Origin of the sequence: Lacinutrix algicola (assembly GCF_001418085.1) — a bacterium.
Lineage (GTDB): Bacteria > Bacteroidota > Bacteroidia > Flavobacteriales > Flavobacteriaceae > Lacinutrix > Lacinutrix algicola.
This window is the reverse complement of sequence record NZ_LIQH01000030.1, coordinates 50,380-72,859: the sequence shown is the minus strand read 5'-3', so window position 1 is coordinate 72,859 and position 22,480 is coordinate 50,380. Positions and strand designations below refer to the sequence as shown.

At 30.4% G+C, this 22,480-nt stretch carries 10 protein-coding genes; 6 read left to right on the top strand and 4 right to left on the bottom strand.

The window, feature by feature from the left end; genetic code table 11:
- Nucleotides 1–129 precede the first annotated feature (129 nt).
- Both ASC41_RS05770 and ASC41_RS05765 read left to right on the top strand, forming a co-directional pair.
- On the top strand, nt 130–723 hold the full coding sequence (locus ASC41_RS05770) for an FMN-binding negative transcriptional regulator (RefSeq protein ID WP_055435690.1): 594 nt from the start codon (nt 130–132) through the stop codon (nt 721–723).
- A 99-nt stretch (nt 724–822) separates the two neighbouring features.
- Complete coding sequence (locus tag ASC41_RS05765; protein ID WP_055435689.1) at nt 823–1,383, top strand: hypothetical protein; 561 nt, start codon at nt 823–825, stop codon at nt 1,381–1,383.
- Nucleotides 1,384–1,586: 203 nt separating this feature from the next.
- On the opposite strand, the gene ASC41_RS05760 is transcribed toward ASC41_RS05765, so the two are convergent.
- Nucleotides 1,587–2,942: a UDP-N-acetylmuramate--L-alanine ligase gene (locus ASC41_RS05760; protein WP_055435688.1), complete on the bottom strand. Its 1,356-nt coding sequence runs from the start codon at nt 2,940–2,942 to the stop codon at nt 1,587–1,589.
- A 194-nt stretch (nt 2,943–3,136) separates the two neighbouring features.
- Nucleotides 3,137–4,093 (bottom strand): tetratricopeptide repeat protein, encoded by a 957-nt coding sequence (locus ASC41_RS05755; protein WP_055435687.1) that lies wholly within the window; start codon nt 4,091–4,093, stop codon nt 3,137–3,139.
- A 174-nt stretch (nt 4,094–4,267) separates the two neighbouring features.
- On the opposite strand from ASC41_RS05755, the gene ASC41_RS05750 reads away from it, so the two are divergent.
- From ASC41_RS05750 to ASC41_RS05740, 3 genes are all read left to right on the top strand, one after another.
- Complete coding sequence (locus ASC41_RS05750; RefSeq protein ID WP_055435686.1) at nt 4,268–10,411, top strand: alpha-2-macroglobulin family protein; 6,144 nt, start codon at nt 4,268–4,270, stop codon at nt 10,409–10,411.
- A gap of 211 nt (nt 10,412–10,622) precedes the next feature.
- The gene (locus tag ASC41_RS05745; RefSeq protein WP_055435685.1) at nt 10,623–17,096 is read left to right on the top strand and encodes an alpha-2-macroglobulin family protein; all 6,474 of its coding nucleotides are present in this window, start codon (nt 10,623–10,625) and stop codon (nt 17,094–17,096) included.
- Nucleotides 17,097–17,354: 258 nt separating this feature from the next.
- Nucleotides 17,355–17,729, top strand: a complete 375-nt coding sequence (locus tag ASC41_RS05740; protein ID WP_055435684.1) for a DoxX family membrane protein — start codon at nt 17,355–17,357, stop codon at nt 17,727–17,729.
- Nucleotides 17,730–17,800: 71 nt separating this feature from the next.
- Here the strand turns inward: ASC41_RS05740 and ASC41_RS05735 are convergent, their stop codons facing one another.
- Nucleotides 17,801–20,437, bottom strand: coding sequence for a valine--tRNA ligase (locus tag ASC41_RS05735; protein WP_055435683.1), 2,637 nt, complete (start codon nt 20,435–20,437; stop codon nt 17,801–17,803).
- A gap of 185 nt (nt 20,438–20,622) precedes the next feature.
- Between ASC41_RS05735 and ASC41_RS05730 the strand changes: the two genes are divergently transcribed.
- The gene (locus ASC41_RS05730) at nt 20,623–21,051 is read left to right on the top strand and encodes a DUF1573 domain-containing protein (protein WP_055435682.1); all 429 of its coding nucleotides are present in this window, start codon (nt 20,623–20,625) and stop codon (nt 21,049–21,051) included.
- A gap of 51 nt (nt 21,052–21,102) precedes the next feature.
- On the opposite strand, the gene ASC41_RS05725 is transcribed toward ASC41_RS05730, so the two are convergent.
- On the bottom strand, nt 21,103–22,443 hold the full coding sequence (locus tag ASC41_RS05725; RefSeq protein ID WP_055435765.1) for a pepsin/retropepsin-like aspartic protease family protein: 1,341 nt from the start codon (nt 22,441–22,443) through the stop codon (nt 21,103–21,105).
- Nucleotides 22,444–22,480: the final 37 nt, after the last annotated feature.

Genomic DNA, 22,480 nt, shown 5'->3' with positions numbered 1-22,480 from the left:
TTATAATGAAGCACTTTCACCTCAACACTATTAATTTATAAGTTGGTTTAATTGTTGTAAATTTCAGTTTATTAGATTGATTAACTATAAATAAAAAGATTCCTGCCTTCACAGGAATGACAAAACATATTGAAATATCCACCAAAACACCATCAAGACAACGATAGAAATCACATTATTGAAGTGATTAAAACCTATCCATTAGCAACGCTTATTTCTGTTAAAGACAATGAGCCTATAATTACACATTTGCCTTTAATTTTAAAGGATAACAAATTGGTGGGGCACATAGATATTTACAATCCACAAACCGAATTATTAAAAGGCAATAACGATGTAACAATATTGTTTTACGGTCCGCAATGTTATATTTCACCTAGTATTTATAGTACTACACAATTGCCAACCTGGAACTATATTCGAGTACACCTAAAAGGTAAAGTAAGTGCTATAGAAAGTACAGAGGCTTTAAAAGCATCGCTTATAGATATGACCAAATTTTTAGAAGCACCCGACCATAAATATGTTTTGGATGGAGATAACCCAAGATTAGATGCCAACCTCAACTATATAAAACTATTTGAGATTGAAATTGAGTCTTGGGAAGGAAAATTTAAGCTGTCTCAAGACAAGCATCCAAAGGACATTAAAAACGCTAGAGCGGAATTACTTCGAGCTAACCAAGAGAGTGTTAAGGTGTTTTTAGATGGTGTTTTTGAATAATTAAACACTTGACTTTGTCAAAAAAATAGTCGAACTTCGTTTAACGTATGATATAAAACATTGAAACGCTTTTATATCAACGAAACATTACCTGTAATTATGAAAAACTTAATCTTCCTATTATTAATCCTCATTTATTCTCAAAATTGCAGCGCTCAGAAAAGTAAAAAAACTATTTATTTGGATGAAAAGAACAAGGAAATCTCTAAGGAGAAATTCAAATCTATTGATAAAAACAAACTCTATATAATAAAATCAAAATCAGATAATCAAAGGATTAAAAAAATAATCTATAAAGAAAACTATAGTAAATTAGATTCCAACCAGCTAAATCAAGTGTATTCTGCTTTAAAGAAAATAATTGGTTCAGATTTTAATCCTAATAAAAATACATTGATTCATCTTTTTGATGAAAACAATAAGCATTTAGAAAAAGTTCTTGAAAATGAAAGATATTGGAGTTGGATATATGCTCATTCCGATAAAATTCAGTCTTACGTATTTGGGTCTAAGGATTCAGAGATTAAAGAAGATATAACAAAAAGTGTGTTTTTTGACAAATATGATTTAATAAAAAACCTATTTATTACTAACAAAGATTTCAAAATAAACCATGTTTTCATAGAACCTAACGGAAAGATTATTGTCTTTTATGGTTAATATGATATTTTATATATTTTGGATTCTTCAATTTAATTCTAAAGTTAAACTACAGGTAACGTGTATTGTTCATTACTATAACAATGAATTAAATGGAAAATCCTGCGGATTTTCCTCTGGTTCGTTCCATTTTTACTAACTTAGTTACCTAAACACGCAACGAAAGCCACACACAAAGCCGTTAAACGAACCTTCCAAAAACCTTACCCAACCAAATCTTTTACAGCATCAAAATCCAATCCACCATAATTACCAGAACTCATTAATAATAAAGCTTTATCATCAAAATTCTGAGAGAATAAAAAGTCTTTAAATTCCTCTGGATTAGTATAGATAATTAAATCGTCGCGCTCGAAAGCATTCGCTATTTGTTCTTTTGTAACTTCTTCAAGCTTTTTAATTTCTACTGCATGAGGAGAATAAAAAACAACGGCAACATCGGCAGCATCAAGAGCTCCTTTGTATTCTTTTAAAAACTCAGCATTTAAACTACTATAAGTGTGTAATTCTAAACAGGCTACTAAAGTTCTATTTGCATATTGTTCTTTTACAGCATTTGTAGTCGCTTCTACTTTACTTGGTGAGTGCGCAAAATCTTTATAAGCGACACTATTTTTGCTTTCTGCTATTTTCTCTAAACGTTTACTTGCGCCTTTAAAAGTCGAAATTGCTTCGTAGAAATCGTCTTCATCAATTCCCATATGTTGGCAAATCCATTTTGCTCCTGCAAGATTGTTTAAATTATGCTTTCCAAAAACCTCTATTGGTAATGGACCTTCTGGTGTTTCTAATAATGTTTCTCCGTTTTCAACAGTATATTCTGGAGTTTGGTAAGCAATTTTTCTAATTTGATTCTCGCTTGCCTCCACTACTCTTTTAACCTCAGCATCTTCTTCGTTATAATTAATGCTTCCGCCTTGTACTATAGAATCTACAAAAACACTAAACTGCTCTACATAGTTTTCGTACGTTGGAAACACATTAATATGATCCCACGCAATACCACTTAACAAAGCTATATTTGGTTTATATAAATGAAATTTTGGTCTTCTATCTATTGGCGAACTTAAATATTCGTCTCCTTCAAGCACAATAAAATCGTTCTCTTCGGTTAGTTTCACCATAACATCAAAACCTTCCAATTGTGCACCTACCATATAATCGACATCGCGATCATGATAATGCATAACATGTAAAATCATAGAAGTAATAGTTGTTTTACCATGACTTCCACCAATTACTACTCTGGTTTTATGTTTAGACTGCTCGTATAAAAACTCTGGGTAACTATAAATTTTTAAGCCAAGTTCTTGAGCTTTTAATAGCTCTGGGTTATCTTTTTTAGCATGCATTCCTAAAACAATAGCATCTAAATTAGAAGTTATTTTTTCTGGAAACCATCCAAAAGCTTCAGGCAACAAATCTTTGGCTTCTAATCTTGATTTTGAAGGCTCAAAAATAGTATCGTCGCTTCCTGTTACTTGGTATCCTTTATTATGTAATGCTAGTGCCAGGTTGTGCATTGCGCTACCCCCAATGGCTATAAAATGTACGTTCATGTTTTTATTTTGAAGTATTCAAAGATAGTAATTGATAGCTGATTTTTGAAGTGATTTTTATAGTTGTTTTATATATGAAATAAAAATATGCTTTCCCATACCACTTGTTATTCGGAAGAAAGAATGAATGAAGAATCTTTAATCACTTAAGCAAAGAGATTCTTCGTTTCGTTCTTAATATATAAATAGAAAGCTTATAAACTCTCAATCGCTTCCTTAAACGCCTTAAAAATGTCAATTTTAGGCAAACTAACAATCGCTTTATCTATCCAAACTGTTGCCTGTTCTTTATCTTTTTTATGCTTGTAAATTTGTGCTAACCTGTAATATGCCCATGCTTTTGGCACACCATCTTTAGCACTATAATTTTTTATATAAACCTTAAGGCAAAACTCACCTTTTTCTAACTGTACATTATAATCTGCACACACCTTCCCTATTTGGTAATGCATCGCATTGCGTTGATGTTTTAAATGTGCGGCCTCAAGATTGTTAATTGCCTCAGTAGATTTCCCTTCTTTTTCGTAAAGTTTTGTTAGTTTATCATAACAAGTAATAGAACCGCCTTCTTCAATGGCCTTTTTATAAAATTTTTCGGCTAATTCTGGTTCGTTATCGTATTCGTAAATATAACCTTTAGCTAAATAACCATCTACTTTAGATAGGTTTTCTAGCTCGTTAGCATACTTAAAACTTTTGCTTTTACTACCACCAATTATACCTGGCAATTGCATGTATAATTCTACTAACGCCCAACGTGCATCTATATGTTTAGGATCAAGTTCTGCCGCTTTTAAAAAAGCACTTTTTACATCACCTATAATCCCTAAGGCTTTTATTTTACTAATTACTAAAGCTTTCATACCTAAAGCACCGCCATATTTATAATGAAAATTGGCTTCGTTTGGTTTTGCCACTACTAGCTTTTTGTAATACACAATAGCATTGTCCCACTTTTCTTGATGTCCGTAAGCATCACCTAGTAATTCGGTAGCCTTAATGTCATCAGGATTTGCTTCTAAATAAGATATCAAACTTTTTTCAGCTTTGGTAAATTGCTTATTATTCAGCATTGCTTCAGCTTCTAAAACAGAAGTTTGCCCTAATAAAATTAGAGGTAAAAAGAATAATACTAGCAAGGTGTTTTTCATAATTTATAAGTTAGCGCTAAAATAATAATCTATTGGTATTGTTTTTGATTTCCTCAACGAAAATAAAAGCTTTACTTTTAATAACGCTTAGTTTACTCACTGAAACGTCTATGTCACACATTTAGTGTTTTCTTAATAAGACTTCGTAATTATATTGCCTTAAAAATGTATAAAATGAACAAATTAGTTTCCATATTAATGATTATTCTTTTTGCCAATACTTCTTTCTCTCAAACCAATAACTATTCCAATTTATGGACCGACGTTGAGAATTTTGAAATTGAAGGTTTGCCAAAATCTGCATTAAAAGCTTTAGAAAAAATTGAAACTAAGGCAAAAGCCGAAAACAATTCGCCGCAACTTATTAAAATAATGCTTTTTAAAAGCAAGTTTATGCTTACGCTTGAAGAAGATGCGCAACTTAGTATTATTAATGCTTTTAAAGCTGAAATAAATAGAACTAACGCACCAACTAAAAATGTGTTAGAGAATATTTTGGCAACATTATACTGGCAATATTTTCAGCAAAACAGATGGAAATTTTACAACCGTACAAAAACTAATGAAAAAGTAGACACCGAAGATTTTAGAACTTGGGATTTAGAAACACTTTTTGAAGAAATACATATAAGCTACAAAAATTCTTTAGACAACGGATTGATTTTGCAACAAACCGATTTAAAAGATTTCGATGTTTTACTAAATAAAAATGAAGGTTCTAAAATTTACAGACCAACACTTTTCGATTTTTTAGCGCACAATGCACTTAAATTCTATAATCATAACGAAAGTAGAATTACAAGACCTGCCTATAAATTTATTATAAACGATGCTAGTTATTTATCGGCTTCAAATGAATATGCTAATTTAAACATCGTTTCTAAAGACTCATCTTCTCTACAATTAAATGCTTTAAAATTATATAAAGAGCTTATAAAATTTCATTTAAAAGACAAAGAACCTTATGCTTTAGCAGCAGTCAACATAGAGCGTTTAACTAATGTAAAACAGCATATTACAATTAATAATAAAGATGCTGTTTTTATAAATGCGCTTAAAGCGGAAATTAAAAACCACAAAACCCACGAAGTATCTGCTTTATACAGCTATCAATTAGCCTCTATTTACAATGCTCAAGGCAATGCTTACAATAGCAGAACCAATACTGAAGCACGTTGGAAAATTAAAGAAGCGATTGCTATTTGTGATGCCGCAATTATAAAGTTCCCAAAAAGTAAAGGTGCCCAACAATGTGCTGTATTAAAACAGCACATGGAAAACCCAACGTTACAAGTTACTACGGAAAGTATACTTCCTACTCAAACCGAAGCAAGACTTTTAATAACTTATAAAGCTTTAGATGCTATTAATCTTGCCGTTTATAAGCTTACAGAGAAACAATATAAAACGTTCACAAAAATATATAGAGATAACGAACAGCAAGACTTTATTAAAAAATTAGATACCGAAATGCATTGGGATGCAAAACTTAAAAATGAAAAAGATTTCCAAACGCATACCACAGAAATTTCGTTACCTAAATTAAACAACGGTCGTTATATAATAACTGCAAACACCAAAACTTTAAAAGAAAATTTTAAAGCACATACATTAGTACAGTTTACCAATATTGCAATGTTGGAACATGACGATTCTCAAAAAAAACATCTACAATTTATTAATAGAAACAACGGAGAACCTATTGCTAATGCTAATGTAGAATTACATTACAATTATGGAAACGAAGAAATAGAAACTGTTAACACGACTACCAATTCTAAAGGTAAATTAACCATTAGTAAAACGCGCAAAAGAAGAAATACTGTTAATGTAAAAATTATAGCTTCGGGAGACGTCGCCTACTACAATAATCTATATATAAACAATTATTATAGAGATAGAAATAGAGATGAAAAACCAAGATATAATACTTTTGTATTTACAGATAGAAGTATTTACAGACCTGGACAAACAGTCTTTTTTAAAGGTATTACAATGAAAACGGAGGACAATAAGTCTCATGTTATTGTAAACCAAAATATAAAAGCGATCCTTACTAATGTTAATGGAGAAACCGTTAAAGCACTCGAATTAAAAACTAACGATTATGGATCTGTTGCCGGAGAGTTTATTTTACCAGATAGCGGATTAACAGGTAACTTTGCTATTCGTTTACAAGGCAATAACTCACATAGTGGTTATGCAAATATTTCGGTTGAAGAATATAAACGTCCTAAATTCGAAACCAATTTTAAACCTATTACCGAAACCGTAAAAGTTAACGACAGCGTAAAAGTTATAGGCGAAGCTTTAGCTTTTGCAGGTGCGACTATTAGCGATGCAAAAGTTGTGTATCGTGTAAAACGAAATGTGCAATATCCACGATGGTATTATTGGAGACAACCTAACAATACTGTAGATCAAGGTCAGGAAATTACACAAGGTGAAACCACAACAGACGCTTCTGGAAATTACGAGATTACTTTTAAAGCCATTCCAGACGAAAGTGTGGATAAAACAAGTTTACCCATTTTTAAATACGAAATTACTGCAGATGTTACAGATATTAATGGAGAAACAAGAAGCACTACAACCATTGTAAATGTTGGCTATCATGCCTTGACTGCTACCATTGGAATTGAAAACAGTTTAGACAAAACCATTAAAGACCATAAAATAACAATAGATACTAAAAACCTAAATGGTGAATTTGTTCCTGCAAAAGGTACGCTTAAAGTTTACAAATTATTAGCATCAAATAACGTGTTACGACCAAGACCTTGGAATGCGCCAGATTATCAAAATTTTACAGAAACCGAATTTAAACAACGTTTCCCTCACGAAGCTTATACAAACGAACACCAGCCCGAAAACTGGAAAAAAGGAGCGCTTGTTTTCGATAAAAAATTCGATACCGAAAAGTCTAAAACATTAGATTTAGGAAACATTAAAAAATGGAATTCGGGTGAATACATTATACTACTAGAAACCAAAGATAAATTTGGACAAGCAGTAAAAGACGAAGCAAAAACAAGAGCGTTTAGCGAGAAAGACCAACTATTGGCAGACAACCAATTATTCCAGATTACAACAAACAAAGAGACTTACACTACTAGTGATACCGTAGAGTTAACATTAGCAACTGCTGCAGATAATATTTGGGTTACTGTAGACGTAGAAAAGGAACATAAAATTATTAATACATACATCGTAAAATTAAACAGAAACAAGAAGTCTATTCGTATTCCTGTAACACCAAAAGATCTTGGTGGCTTTGCAATACATTACAGTTTTGCTGCTTTTAATAGTTTTCATACTAATACGGTTAAAATAAATGTTCCATATCCTAAAACCGATTTAGAAATTGAAACGCTAAGCTTTAGAGACAAACTACAACCTGGAACAGACGAAACTTGGAAATTTAAAATTAAAGGACCAAAAGGAGATAAAGTTGCTGCTGAACTTCTAGCAAGTATGTACGATGCTTCTTTAGATGAATTTAAACCTCATAACTGGAGTTTTAATCCTATTTATCGTTATACCTACTACTCTAGTTTTAGACGTAATGCAAATAAGAGTTTTGGTAGTACAGGGTTTAATATTAATAGAAATGTTTCTTTTAAGAACTATACACCAACTCAGCAATATGATCAATTGAATTCGTTTGGGCTGACTTTAAGTGGTCGAAATAATCTTATAAGATCATTAAGAGGAAGAGTTGCTGGAATTCAAGTTGTTGATGACGAAATTATGATGGAAGAGGTTGTGGTTATGAATAATAAAAAGATGTCTGCTCCAGTAATGGCAATGAATATGAATGAGCCCGAAGAAGATATCGCTTTTATGTCAAATGATAAACTCGCAAATGACGAATCATGGAATCCAAAAAATGATGATGGTGAATACAATGAAAACAAAAAAACAGATTTCAGTGATGTAACAATCCGTAAAAACCTTCAAGAAACCGCATTTTTCTTTCCGCAATTACAAACAGATGAAAAAGGAGAAATAAGCTTCAGTTTTACAACACCAGAAGCTTTAACCAAATGGAAATTGCAATTATTAGCACATACTAAAACTTTAAAAAACGCAACAACATCGCTTACAACAGTAACCCAAAAAGAATTAATGGTGTTGCCAAACGTGCCACGTTTTTTACGTCAAGGCGATCAAATTAAAATCTCTACTAAAATTTCTAATCTAACAGACAAAGAGTTAAAAGGTGTTGCTGTGCTTCAATTGTTTGATGCTTTAACAGGTGAATCCATAGATAACGCATTATCAAATTCATATAACGAACTTGGTTTTACTGTAGATGCAAAAGGCAACACAAGCGTTAGTTGGAATTTAGATGTAACAGATAATGTACAAGCTATTCAATATAAAATAATTGCTAAGTCTGGTAATTATAGTGATGGTGAACAAAACGCATTACCTGTTTTAACCAATAGAATGTTAGTAACAGAAAGTTTACCACTATGGATTCGCAGTAATCAAACCAAAACATTCACCTTAGATAAGTTAAAGACTAACACCTCAACGACGCTTAAAAACCATAAACTAACTTTAGAAATGACGAGTAATCCAGCTTGGTACGCAGTACAAGCCTTGCCTTATTTAATGGAATATCCTTATGAATGTAACGAGCAAACCTTCTCGCGTTTTTATGCGAATGCCTTGGCAAGCCATATTGCAAATTCGAATCCTAGAATTCAGGCCGTTTTTAACCAATGGAAAAACACAGATGCTTTATTAAGCAACTTAGAAAAGAACCAAGAATTAAAATCTATTTTAATACAGGAAACACCATGGTTAAGAGATGCGCAAAGTGAAACCGAACAGAAAAAACGTATTGCATTGTTATTCGATTTAAACAAAATGAATAACGAATTATCTAAAGCTAAAAAGAAACTAAAGCAAAATCAAATGTCTAGTGGTGCATGGTCTTGGTTTGGCAATTATCGTGCGAATAGATATATCACTCAACATATTATTACTGGTTTTGGGCATCTTAAAAAGCTTGATGTTACGTCGAGTCCTTCGACTGCGCTCAGGATAAACTCCGACGAGACGTCTAAAATGATTGATAAGGCTTTAAGATATCTTGATGCAGAATTTATTAAAGAATACAAAGACATTAGAAAATACGACAAAGATGCAGACTTAAATGTAGACCGTTTAAGTTATACACAATTGCACTATTTGTATATGCGAAGCTTCTTCCCAGAGAATAAGCCAAGTAAAGAAGTACGTGAAATTATGGATTATTACCATTCTCAAATTAAAACGTATTGGTTAAAAAGACCATTATATGCAAAAGGCATGATGGCGTTGGTTACTTATAGAAATAAAGACGAAGTAACGACAGCTAAAATTTTAAACGCGTTAAAAGAAACAAGTATTACAAGCGAAGAATTAGGCATGTATTGGAAATCAAATACAAATTCTTGGCATTGGTATCAAGCACCAATTGAAACACAAGCATTAATGATTGAAGCATTCTATGAAGCAGGAACTACCATTCAAAACGAAGCAAAAAATACAAGCACAATAGACGAGCTTAAAATCTGGTTACTAAAAAACAAGCAAACTAACCGTTGGAAAACCACGAAAGCAACTACTGATGCTGTTTATGCTTTATTACTTCAAGGTAGCGATTGGTTAAGTGTTACAGATATGGTTGAAGTTGTTATTGGTAACAAACCTATAGAACCTTCTAAATTGGAGGCTGTAAAAGTAGAAGCTGGAACTGGTTATTATAAAATAGCTTGGAATGGATCTGAGATTACACCAGAAATGGCTGATGTGAAAATCATTAAAAAAGGAAATGGTATTGCTTGGGGAAGTTTATACTGGCAATATTTCGAGGACTTAGATAAAATAACTTCAGCTGAAACACCGTTAAAACTAAAGAAAAAACTCTTCAAAAAAACAAATACAGATAAAGGTGAAGTAATAACAGATATTACAAAAGACACAAAACTTGAAATTGGAGATTTAGTAAGAGTGCGTATAGAATTACGAAGTGATCGTGCTATGGAATTTGTACACATGAAAGATATGAGAGCAGCAGGCTTAGAACCTGTAAATGTTATTTCTAAATATAAATACCAAGATGGTTTAGGGTATTACGAAGCAACAAAAGATGCATCAACAAATTTCTTTTTCGATTATTTACCAAAAGGTATTTATGTTTTTGAATACGATTTACGTGTAAGCAATGCAGGAAATATGAGTAATGGTATTACAACTATCCAGAGTATGTATGCTCCAGAGTTTAGTAGTCATAGTGAAGGTACTCGTATTACTGTAGATTAACATTCCTTTGAAAAAAGGAACCTCATAAATTAAAAATTATTTTATATCATTCCTGCGAAGGCAGGAATCTATAACTTTGAGTTTCTGTTTTTATAAAAAACAGAAACTCATCCAAAAAAACCTTTCACTCAATGAAAACCACGTTTCACTAATTTTTCATTTTTTTTAATGTAAAATAAACGCTCTTTACATTATAAATAAACTAACTATTATGACCACTAAAAAATTACTACTCTACATAAGTTTATTCTTAACCATAAATGTTTTTGCTCAAGACAACAACAAACTTTGGGAAAAAGTAGAAGCTTCAGAGATTAAAGGAGAAACAAAAACTGCAATTAAGTTTGTTGACAAAATTTATAAAAAAGCTAAAAAAAATAACGATAGTAAGAATGTTATTAAAAGCTTTATCTACAAGTCTAAATTCAACCTTATACTTCTTGAGAATAGTGAAGACCAATTTATTGTAGATATCCAGAATGAAATTAAAAACAACACACTTCCCGCAAAAGCAATTTTACAAAATATTTATGCTAAATATCTTTTAGAGTTCTACAATAAAAATATATATAAGTTTAAAAACAGAACACCTGTGATTGATAAAGGAAATGATATCAATACTTGGGATTTACAAAGTATTAAACTTGAAATACACAAACAGTTTCAAAATTCAATCTCTAATGTTGAGCTTTTAAAAGCTGTAGATATAAAAAATTACATCCACATCTTAAAAGGAGAAAACAATGCTTTAAAATACAGACCGACTTTGTACGATTTCCTGGTAAATGATGCTATTAATTTCTATACATCACATACTAAACAAAGTTTAAAACAAGAAAATAAAAATACGCTTTCTAAATACATTGTAAATTCTAAAGTATTTACAAAACTCAATCTTTCTATAGATCAAGAATTCTCTTATAAACAAACTTTAAAACTATATCAAGATCTAGAAAAATTTCATTTAAAGAAAAAAAACTACGCAGCATTATTTGATATCTTAATACGAAGATTAGAATTCCTATCGAACGATAATAACACTTACAATTATAATATCGCTACAAATATAAATAGTCCAATATTTGATGTCATTAATAATACAATAGAGAGTAATAAATCACATCCAGAAACAACAATGCTTAGCTTTTACATAGCTAACTATTATTTTACTATAGCTAGTAATCGAGTATATAACAACCTCGTAAACACTAAAAACCTTAAAGCTGAAGCTTTAAAAATATGTGATGAAATAATTGAAAAATTTCCAACTTCAGAAGGTGCAATTAAATGTAAAATATTAAAACGTAGCATAGAAAGTAAGTTTTTAGCATTTGAAACTAGTAACATTTCTTCAGCTAAAAAACCTGCTTTAGCAAAGGTTACTTATTCTAATACAGATTCTTTATTTTTAAGTGTTTATAAAGTGCCTTTTAACTTATTAAACAAAAGTAATCCACATTTTAAAGATTATTTTAAAAGAAATAGATTTGATTACGACTCGATAATTTTTAAAACTATTCAAACTAAAACAACTTACTTAGAGCAACACTATTTGGTAGATTCTAAGGACGACTATTTAAAACATTCAGCTGAAGTATTGATTCCTAAATTAGAAAACGGTAACTATATACTAGTGTTTTCTAATACAAAGAACATTGCTTCAAAAGCTGACTATTCTTATCAAACTACAGCAAGATCAAATCTGTTTTTTACAATAACCGATTTAAACGATAAACACGAATTTAAAGTTACAGATAGAGAAGCTGGATTACCTATAAACAATGCAAGTATTAGTATTTCATCTTTAAACAAAAATTATGCGATAGAGAAAACCACGAATAAAAATGGTCTTGCGTTAGAACTAAAAGTAGAAAATATTAATCGTAATTTAATAGGGTTAATTAGCCATAAAGGTGATAGCCTTATTGTTGAAAGAATTTACCTTTCAGATAAAGACAATAAGAATCAAGAATGGAATGCAGCAGGAAAATTAGTATTGGACAGACAGATATACAGACCAGGTCAAGACGTTCATTTTAAAGGTTATTTATTTCAATCTAAAAACGGCAAACGTAGTGTTGTAAAAAACACTTTTTGTAGTATTCTTATTTCAGATTCTAAAGACAATGAACTAAAAGAGTTTAGACTAAAAACTAATGAATTTGGTAGTGTAAGTGGCACCTATAAATTACCTAAAGACATTGTTACTGGTGAATTTAATATAGAACTAGATGAAGATTATGACTACGAGGAAGACGAGCATCCTTTTTGGGATGCCATTGATGATTTTGAATATGTAGATAAATATTTTATTGTTGAAGAGTATAAGCGTCCAAAATTTGAAATTAAATTTGATGAGATAAAAGAAAATTACAAACTCTCAGACTCCGTTTTTATTCAAGGAAAAGCAAATTCTTTTTTTAATAGTAAAATATCTAATGCAAAAGTTAAATATAGCGTTAGCGATAATGACAACTATAAAAATTCAGTTTTTGCAACAGGAGAAGTTAAAACAAATAATGATGGAGAATTTACCATTCCGTTTTTATCTAAAACTATTAACAACACACGTAATATAAAACACAAGTACAGTATAGAAGTAGATATTACTGATACTAATGGTGAAACTGTTAGTTCTAAAAAAGAAGTATTTATAGGAAACTATAATTTAGTGTTTAATGTAATTACACCATATAGTCTTTCTAATAATACTAGTAAACCTATTAAACTAGTATCTAAAAATTTAAACAACAGTTACCTTCCATCTTCTGGTGAGCTAAAAATTTATAAAATAAACGAACCATACTCTCAAGTTTTTAAAAGAAAATGGCAAGCAACAGAATTTCAATTAATAGAAAAAGATAGTTTCAATCAATACTTCCCATACTTAAAGTACAATCCAAAATCATTTAAATTTCAAGAACAAGTTTACGAAACAAGCTTTAAAACAAACGATTCGCTAGAATTAGAATTAAATACTAATTCTTGGAGCTCTGGAAGGTATAGTATTGAAGGCTTTGCTGTAAATCAAGATAAAGATACAGTAAAAGTAAATAAGAAGTTTAGTTACAAAAACACAAATGAAGAAGATAATTACACTTTGTTTAATTATAAAGTTATTAATCTCGATTTCATAAAAGATGGAAAAGCCATTATAAAATTAAATTCTGCATTTAATAGTGTTGCTATTTCTGCTCGTGTGTTTCATAAAGGGAAAGAAATTATACACAAAAATATAATTTTAAATAAGGAAACAACATTTAATATTCCCATAACTAAAGATAGCCAAGGAGAGTTTAATGTAGTACTTAGCACAAACAAATTTGGTTTATTTGAAACAAAAAAATTCAGCCTTAACGTTACTGAAACTAATGATGCTTTCGAAATTGAAACATTATCTTTTAGAAACAAACTTATTCCAGACGCCAAAGAAGAATGGAGCTTTAAAATTAAGGCTTTGGATAAAGACGTAGAAGTTTTGGCTTCTATGTATGATGAGGCTTTAGATGAGTTTCTTAAAAAAAGTAATGATTATGATGAAAGTGAATTTAAAACAAATTGGGATTCAAGATTTGAGTTAGACCGTAATTATAGTCATTATGATACACCAGACATTAAGAGTTTTGATAGTAATGTCATTTTTAAAGGTAGTAACAACACTCATTTTTTTTATAGACCATTGCCAACTAAATATTTAGAACTTAATTATTTTGGTTTAAATTTTAGAAACTTTAAATATTTCAATAACAAATATTTAAATCGCATAAAAAACAAACCTAGACATAATACTCTAAATTTAGGAAACATATCTGGTGTTATTTTAGACAATGACGGATTGCCATTACCAGGTGTAAACGTACTAGTAAAAGGTACAACTAGAGGCTCAACTTCAGATTTTGATGGGTTTTACTCAATTTCTGCAAAAGCAGATGAAACATTAGTTTTTTCTTATGTAGGTAATACTGTTGAAAGAAAAGTTATAAAAGACACTAGTATTAATCTTGTAATGCATGAAAATGCGTTAGAAGAAGTTCTTATAACTGCATTAGGTATAAAAAGAGAGAAAGTATATCCAAGTTATAATATTACTTATAACTCTGTTAGTGATTTTAATGATGATTTAGCTAGAAAATTAAGAACACTTCCTGGTGTATCAAATATCTCTAGACGAATGAGTTCTGTTACTTCTAGCACAAGAATAGTATTACGTGGCAATCGTTCTTTATCTGGAAACAAACAAGCTTTAATTGTTGTGGATGGAGTAATTGTAGATAGTAATACTTTAACTAATATTGATCCTAATAATATTAGTGGAGTTAATGTACTAAAAGGTGCAGCAGGTTCAGCACTTTATGGTAGCCAAGGTAGTAATGGTGTAATTGTAATATCTACATTATTTGGAAGTGAAATAATTGAAACTCCTCTAGGCAAAACAATACAAGATATTTCGGTACCAAATCTAGAAAAAATAGACATCAGACAAAACTTAAAAGAGACAGCTTTTTTCTTTCCGCATTTAAAAACAGATAGTAAAAATGAAATTTCTGTAAGTTTTAAGGCGCCTCAAGCTTTAACACGATGGAAATTTCAATTACTTGCACATACCAAGAACCTAGAATATGGTTATAAAAAACATAGCGTAATTACACAAAAAAAATTAGTTGTAACACCAAATTTACCACGATTTTTAAGACAAGGTGACACCATTAAATGGTCTTCTAAAATAACGAACTTATCTACTAAATTAATTAATGGAAACGCTTATTTAGAGTTATACGATTCTAAAACAAATACAAAAATTTCAAAATATAAAAGCAATCCTTTCATATTAAAAAATAGTGCGAGTAAAGAAGTAAACTGGAATGTAATTATCCCAAAAAACAGTTCTGGTTTACGTTATAGAATTATTGCCAAGACAGGAAATTTCTCTGATGGAGAAGAAGGATTTTTACCAGTTTTAAACAGACAAATATTAGTTACAGAAACCTTACCAATATTTATAGCAGCAAATACAGAAAAAAAATTTTCTTTTAATAAACTTAAAAACACAAAATCAACAACACTTAATCATAAAAATTTTAGTCTTGAATATTCTTCAAATCCTTTATGGTTTACATTTAAATCTCTACCATATTTAATGCAATATCCATATGATTGTGCAGAGCAAACATTCTCTAAATACTATGCTAATACTATAGCAAATCACATATTGAAAAGTAATAGTAAAATTAAAGCATTTATTACTGAAGACAACAAAAGTATTAAAGAACAAACAACTTATAATGAAGACAATCCGTTTAAAGAAAAAACAAATACATTTCCTTCTTTAGGAGAAATTAAAAGCCAAGAATCTCTCTCTATTATAAAACTAAAAGAGTTACAATTAAATAATGGAGCCTTTTCATGGTTTGGTAAAAATGGTAATCCAAATCTATTTATAACAAATCATATTGTAGCATCTTTTGGTCATTTAGAAAAATTAGGAATTAAACAGAATAATAAATCTTCGGTTAGTAAAATTATTAAAAAAGCGATTTCATTTATAGATAATAATTATGCCATTGAAATTGCCAAAGAAAAAAAATTAGACAGCAACCTTTTAATTCATTCTCTTTATGCCAGAAGTTTCTTTATGAGTTCTGAAAAGATATCAAGTAAAAATCTATTAAAAATAAACAAACATTTAGATTATTTAGAAAACAATTGGATTACAAAAAGCTTATATGAAAAAGCAATGCTCAGTCTCATATTTAAGAGATTTGAAAGAGAAAAATCAGCTCAAAAAATCTTAAAAGCTTTAAAACAAAATAGTATTACCAATGAAACTTTTGGAACCTATTGGAAAGAAAACAAAAATTCAACGCAATGGAACGAAGCTCAAATAGAAACTCAGGTTTTAATTATTGAAGCATTTGCTGAAATAAATAAAGATACTAAGTTTATAGATTCTATGAAACTTTGGGTACTCAATAATAAGCAATCAAATAACTGGAAGACAACAAAAGCAACCACAGAAGCTATATATGCATTAATGATTCAAGGTAGTGATTGGCTAACAGTAAAACAAACTTCCAAAATCAAAATTGGAAGCAAAGCATTTCAGACTGATGCAATTTTTGGAAATTTTAATAAGGCATTTTCATATATTGGAATAGATAAAGATATTTCTATTATTGAAATAAATAACAAATCTAAATCTCCAGGATTTGGTGGAGTTTACTGGCAATATTTCGAGGATTTAGATAAAATTACTTCAGCTGAAACACCTTTAAAACTGAAGAAAAAACTCTTCAAAAAAACAAATACAGATAAAGGAGAAGTAATAACAGATATTACTAAAGATACCAAACTTGAAGTTGGAGATTTGGTTCGCGTGCGTATAGAATTACGAAGTGATCGCGCTATGGAATTTGTACACATGAAAGATATGAGAGCTGCAGGTTTAGAACCAGTAAACGTAATTTCTAAATACAAGTACCAAGATGGTTTAGGGTATTACGAAGCAACAAAAGATGCATCAACAAATTTCTTTTTCGATTATTTACCAAAAGGTATTTATGTTTTTGAATACGATTTACGTGTGAGTAATGCAGGAAATATGAGTAATGGTATAACAACAATACAGAGTATGTATGCTCCTGAGTTTAGTAGCCATAGTGAAGGTGTTAGGATTACTGTGGAATAAAATTCCTTTGAAAAAAGGAATCTCAGACTATTATACTTTAATTATCTGATCTTTATAGCATGAAGATAAGCAGAACACACAGATCCTTTACACAGAGAAAATACAGAAAGTTTTAAAACAGCTCACGAATAGTTTTCATTCCTGCCTTCGCAGGAATGAAAACTATTTGTAAGCTTAAAATAAAGTTAGCGTCCAAGGAAAGTAATTACATAGATAATAATCGTTAACTTTAAGTATTAACCAAAAACTAACACTATTATGAACTCAAAAGTATTTATGGTTCTAAGAATTTTACTTGGAATCTTCGTTTTAATCTTCGGAATAAATAAATTTTTAAACTTCCTACCTGCTCCAGAAGGCATGAGTGCAGATGCAGGCGCTTACTTTAGCGCATTAGTAAACTCAAAAACTATGGTATTAGTTGCCATAGTAGAAATAGCAGCAGGTCTAGCCTTAATTTTAAATAAATTTGGAGCACTAATGGCTTTAATTTTAATGAGTGTATCAGTAAACGCAGTATTATTTCATGCCGTTTTAGATCCTGGAAACATTATTCCAGCATTAGCTTTATTAGCTTTAAACATTGTTGCATTAATTGGCTATAAAGATAAATACAAAACCCTATTGAGTTAATTCAACAACTTACTTTATAAAAAAAGGCTTCCAAATTGGAAGCCTTTTTTAATTATATATTCTCTGTAATATTATTTTAAACTCGCTAAACTTGTTTTTAAAGTTTCAATTTTCGCTAAAGCATCTGCCTCTTTTTTCTTTTCAGAAGCAACAACTTGCTCTGGAGCTCCAGCAACAAAACGTTCGTTAGAAAGCTTTTTTTGTACAGATTTAAGAAAACCTTCAGTATAGTTTAACTCTTCTGTTAGTTTAATTATTTCGGCTTCAACATCAATTGCTCCATCCATAGGTATAAAATACTCGTTAGATTTTACTCTAAAAGTTAATGCACCATCTACGGCTTCATTAACATATTCTATACTTTCAAGATTACCTAATTTAGATATTACTTCATCAAAAATAGTGTTAGATTTTTCATTGTTTATTACAGAAAAGCCTATTGCATCTTTAAATGCTATATTCTTTTCTTTTCTAACGGTTCTTATTCCTGAAATTACTTCCGAAGCAAACTCAAATTGAGAAATTAAATCTTTATTTATTGGTTTAGCTTCTGGCCATTTTGCAATAATTAAAGCTTCTTCTGGAGTACGCTCTGCAATATATTGCCAAATATCTTCTGTTAAAAATGGCATAAAAGGATGTAATATTATCAAGTTCTCCTCGAATATCGCCATTACTCTATTGTATGTTTTAGCATCAATAGGTTGTTGATAAGCTGGTTTAACTATTTCTAATAACCAACCACAAAAATCATCGTAAATTAATTTATAAATAGACATTAAAGCATCGCTTAAACGGTATTTACTAAAGTGATCTTCTATTTCTACTAGAGCGGTTTGAAACTTAGCTTCGTACCAATCTAAAGCAATTTTGCTTGAGTTTGGTTGTGGTATTGTATCGTTAACTTCCCATAAATTTGTTAAGTTAAAAGCATTCCAAACCTTGTTTCCAAAACCTTTTCCTTGTTGGCAAAGAGCTTCGTCGAACATTAAATCGTTTCCTGCAGCACTACTAAATAACATACCAACACGTACACCATCTGCACTATATTCTTCGATAAGCTTTAAGGCATCAGGAGAGTTCCCTAAAGATTTAGACATTTTACGTCTTTGCTTATCGCGAACTAAACCGGTTAAATATACATTGTTAAAAGGTTTTTCGTCTTTATACTCGTAACCTGCAATTATCATACGTGCTACCCAAAAGAATAAAATATCTGGACCAGTTACTAAATCGTTAGTAGGGTAATAATATTTAATTTCTTCGTTTTCTGGATTTCTAATACCATCGAAAACACTCATTGGCCATAACCAAGAAGAGAACCATGTATCTAAAGCATCTGTATCTTGTTTTAAATCTTCAGCTTTTAAATCTGATTTACCTGTAACTTTCTGAGCTTTCTCTAAGGCAGCTTCAATAGTTTCAGCAACTACAAAATCTTCTTTTCCATCGCCATAGAAATATGCAGGAATTTGTTGTCCCCAAAGTAATTGTCTAGAAATATTCCAATCGCGAATATTCTCTAACCAGTGACGGTATGTATTTTCAAACTTCTTAGGAAATAATTTAATCTCTGCATCCTCACCTAAAACAGCTTCAATTGCTGGCTTAACCAACTCTTCCATTTTCAAGAACCATTGGTCGCTTAATCTTGGTTCGATAACTGCTTTTGTTCTTTCACTAGTTCCTACCTTATTAATATGCGTTTCAGTTTTAACTAAAACACCTGTTTCTTCTAATAATTTAGCAACATTTTTTCTTGCTACAAAACGATCTTGACCTTGAAATTGAAGTCCGAAACTATTTAAAGAAGCATCATCATTAAAAATATCTATAACTTCTAATTTATGCTTGTCTCCTAAAATTTTATCGTTTTCATCGTGAGCAGGTGTTACTTTTAAACAACCTGTACCAAACTCTAAATCAACATAGTCATCTTCTATAATTGGTATCACTCTTCCGCAGATAGGTACAATTGCCTTCTTGCCTTTTAAGTGTGTAAAACGTTCGTCTTCAGGGTTTATACATATTGCAGCATCTCCAAAAATAGTTTCTGGTCTTGTAGTAGCGATAGTTAAAGTATCATCACTTCCTTCAATTTTATAATTAATGTAGTATAAGTTTCCTTGACGCTCTTCGTGTATTACTTCTTCGTCAGATAATGTTGTTTTAGCTTCAGGATCCCAGTTTACCATACGGTAACCTCTATATATTAATCCTTTTTCGTGTAAATCGACAAAAACCTTAATTACAGCTTCAGACATATCGTCGTCCATTGTAAATTTTGTACGTTCCCAATCGCAAGAACAACCTAGTTTTTTAAGTTGATCTAAGATTACACCTCCGTATTCTTCCGTCCATTCCCAAGCGTGTGCTAAAAACTCATCTCTTGTAAGGTCGTTTTTATCAATACCTTGTTCTTTTAAACGCGCAACAACTTTTGCTTCTGTAGCAATAGAAGCATGATCTGTTCCTGGTACCCAACATGCATTTTTACCTTGTAAACGTGCACGACGAATTAACACATCTTGAATTGTGTTATTAAGCATATGTCCCATGTGCAGTACACCTGTGACGTTTGGTGGAGGAATTACAATGGTGTAAGGTTCTCTTTCGTCTGGTGTAGAATGAAAATAATTATGCTCTGTCCAGTAGCTGTACCACTTGTTTTCTACGTTCTTTGCATCATATTTAGATGGAATGCTCATACTTTGGAATAGTTTTTGAATATTTATTAGCAAAAATACTTATATTTCTGTTTCTGCGAAATTTTAACCTGTATTAATGTATAGTTAAATATGTTGAATGTACTTGTGAGATTGTATTACATCTAATATTTTTGCAGAAGGAATAAAAAGTAGTTAAATTTACAAACCATTAAAAATCAAAATAAATGAAAAATTTAATAACATTATTATTTGTAGGATTGATTACATTTTCAATTAATGCACAAGAAAAAGTAGCAAAAATTGAATTTAAAGAAACAACAATAGATTACGGTACGGTAGAAAAAGGATCCAATGGCATTAGAACTTTTGAATTTACAAATACTGGAGATGCTCCATTAATTATTTCTAAAGCAAGTTCTAGTTGTGGTTGTACAGTACCAACAACTCCAAAAGCTCCAATCATGCCAGGAATGACTGGAAAGATTGATGTAAAATATGATACTAAACGTGTTGCACCTATTAGAAAAACAATTACTGTTTTATCTAATGCAGTTACTCCAACAGTATCTTTAAAAATTAGAGGAGAAGTTATTGATCCTTCTAAAACAAGTGTATTAGAAAAGTCTAAAAACAAAAGCGTAATGGAGAAATAATCCATTAACCTTAAATATTTTAAAAGCCGAAAACTTAAGTTTTCGGCTTTTTTATTTTATTAAAGATTCTAGTTTAAATTCTACTTTCATTTTATGTCCTAATCGTTCTATCTCTAAATTAATTTTATCACCTTGCTTACCATAAAACTTATAAATTAATTCTTGCAAGGTGTATTTTAAAGTATCATTACCATTAATTTTTATAATTACATCTCCTTTTTGAAGCCCTACTCTTGCTGCCGGAGAATTAACTCTAACATGAGAAATAGTATAAGCCTTCTTTACTACATATTTTCTAGTATTTGCAAAAACTGCTTGTACACTAATAGTATTAGCGCTTCTAACACTTCGATCTCTATTTGATATTGTATTTTTATCGTATTCTGTAACAAGTCTTATGCCTTCATTTTCGACTTCAATTCCGCTTTTATTGTAACTGAAAGGCTTACTAAAATTAGAATTACGTTTTAATATCATTCTTGCTTTTCTATAATTCATAGTAATATTAAAGCGTTTTAAAATCTCTCCTCCTACACTACCTCTTCTCCCTTTAATTTTTCTTAGCACAGCAATATAAGATGAATCTGGAAAAGCTACCAATGGTTTATTTAGGGCGAAAGACTTCAACTTAAAAGAATCGATTTTAGATCGTTTTCCGTGAACAGAACCACTTAAACCGTGACCTAAAAAATCGTCGAAATAATTATTTTTAACTGTTAAACCCAAACTATCACTCTCGAAAAGCCATAATGCATCGCTGCTACCCGAATCTATTAATAGTTTAACTGGAATATTTTTGTTACTTACAACAACAGACGCATTAAAATAAGGCTTTTTATTGTAAAATTCGAGTTCGAAATCCTCACATTTATTACAAGATTTCTCTTTGTGTTTTTGTGGACTATATAATTTAATTTTCTTTTTAGTGTAGTTAATATCCACTACCAAATCTTTAAACAAATCATAACCAATAATACCATGAATTGGCACACCTAATTTTGGAGCAAAATTTATTGAAGAATCGAATATTACATAAAAATCTTGACTCTTATTTATAGCATCACCAACCTTAAAAGTATTTCCAGAAGATTTTAAAGCAGGAACTTTGGCATTATTCCCTAAACCTTTAAGATAAATAGTTTTTGCATTTAATATTTCTAGAGAGTCTGATGCTTTTAAAAAGTTGAAGACAATAGGTTTACTAACTCCAGAGTCTAAAAGAAAAGATAGTTTTACACCATTAACTTCGACAGGAATAATGATGACATTGTTAATTAACTTAAAATTAATTTTATCAAAACCGCTTTTATTACCTATAACATATTTGCTTTGTGCTAAACAAAAAAGCGGCAACCAAAGCAGAATAAAAAGTAAATTAATTTTAATTTTCATAGTGACTGAAGTTAAGAAATTTAATAACATAGTTTAG

What these genes read in the sequence shown, in the direction of transcription:
- ASC41_RS05765 (WP_055435689.1), top strand. Translation starts at nt 823, where the DNA reads ATGAAAAACTTAATCTTCCTATTATTAATCCTCATTTATTCTCAAAAT.
- ASC41_RS05760 (WP_055435688.1), bottom strand. Translation starts at nt 2,942, where the DNA reads ATGAACGTACATTTTATAGCCATTGGGGGTAGCGCAATGCACAACCTG.
- ASC41_RS05755 (WP_055435687.1), bottom strand. Translation starts at nt 4,093, where the DNA reads ATGAAAAACACCTTGCTAGTATTATTCTTTTTACCTCTAATTTTATTA.
- ASC41_RS05750 (WP_055435686.1), top strand. Translation starts at nt 4,268, where the DNA reads ATGAACAAATTAGTTTCCATATTAATGATTATTCTTTTTGCCAATACT.
- ASC41_RS05745 (WP_055435685.1), top strand. Translation starts at nt 10,623, where the DNA reads ATGACCACTAAAAAATTACTACTCTACATAAGTTTATTCTTAACCATA.
- ASC41_RS05740 (WP_055435684.1), top strand. Translation starts at nt 17,355, where the DNA reads ATGAACTCAAAAGTATTTATGGTTCTAAGAATTTTACTTGGAATCTTC.
- ASC41_RS05735 (WP_055435683.1), bottom strand. Translation starts at nt 20,437, where the DNA reads ATGAGCATTCCATCTAAATATGATGCAAAGAACGTAGAAAACAAGTGG.
- ASC41_RS05730 (WP_055435682.1), top strand. Translation starts at nt 20,623, where the DNA reads ATGAAAAATTTAATAACATTATTATTTGTAGGATTGATTACATTTTCA.
- ASC41_RS05725 (WP_055435765.1), bottom strand. Translation starts at nt 22,443, where the DNA reads ATGAAAATTAAAATTAATTTACTTTTTATTCTGCTTTGGTTGCCGCTT.